Consider the following 731-nt stretch of genomic DNA (forward strand, 5'->3'; position numbering starts at 1 on the left):
ACACTATGCCTGGCCCGGCAATGTGCGTGAACTGGAAAATGCGATACAGCGCGGACTGATTATGTGCAGCGACGGTGTACTCAATGCTGAGTGTTTTGGCCTCGGAATGCCGACATCGGATTCCCAAATCCCCTCCCTTCACGATGTGTTACCGCCAGAGCTGGCGGGTGACCGCCCCATTAAGCAACATGGGCGTCTGGCGGAATATCAATACATCTTCGATTTGCTGAGATGTCACAAGGGCAACAAGTCGAAGACGGCGGCTTTTCTCGGCATCACGCCACGCGCGCTGCGTTATCGATTGGCTTCTATGCGTCAGCAGGGATTTGACCCCAGTGTTATGCCTTAATTCTTTAACCAGGAAGACTATTAAATGATCGAAAAAATAACCGCCAATGCGTTTTCTGCCGGACATGCGCAGATGGTCGCGGAAATGGAACAGATGCGCGCACAGGCGACGGGCAGCAAGGTAACCTCTGCAATGGAACTGTCGCAAACGGCTTCGTTATCCATTCCTTCCTTTAATTCTGTGCTTGAACAGACCATCAGGCATGTCGACAACCTGCAGCATGTGGCAACAGAAAAACAGCGCGCGGTAGACATGGGAACCAGTGATGACCTGATGGGCGCGATGCTGGAGAGCCAGAAGGCCAGCGTCGCGTTTTCCGCCATGATGCAGGTGCGTAATAAGCTCAACACTGCCTTCGATGAAGTCATCAATATCTCAATTT

At 52.1% G+C, this 731-nt stretch carries 2 protein-coding genes; both read left to right on the plus strand.

Annotated features, from left to right (window positions below; all coding sequences use genetic code 11):
• Positions 1–349 (plus strand): helix-turn-helix domain-containing protein (locus tag WH277_RS02655; protein WP_339504256.1); only part of this gene is annotated, 349 nt, incomplete at its 5' end.
• A gap of 24 nt (positions 350–373) precedes the next feature.
• On the plus strand, positions 374–731 hold a 358-nt coding region (locus WH277_RS02660; RefSeq protein ID WP_339484680.1), incomplete at its 3' end, for a flagellar hook-basal body complex protein FliE.

This window comes from Erwinia sp. MYb416, assembly GCF_037479575.1.
GTDB classification, from domain to species: domain Bacteria; phylum Pseudomonadota; class Gammaproteobacteria; order Enterobacterales; family Enterobacteriaceae; genus Erwinia; species Erwinia rhapontici.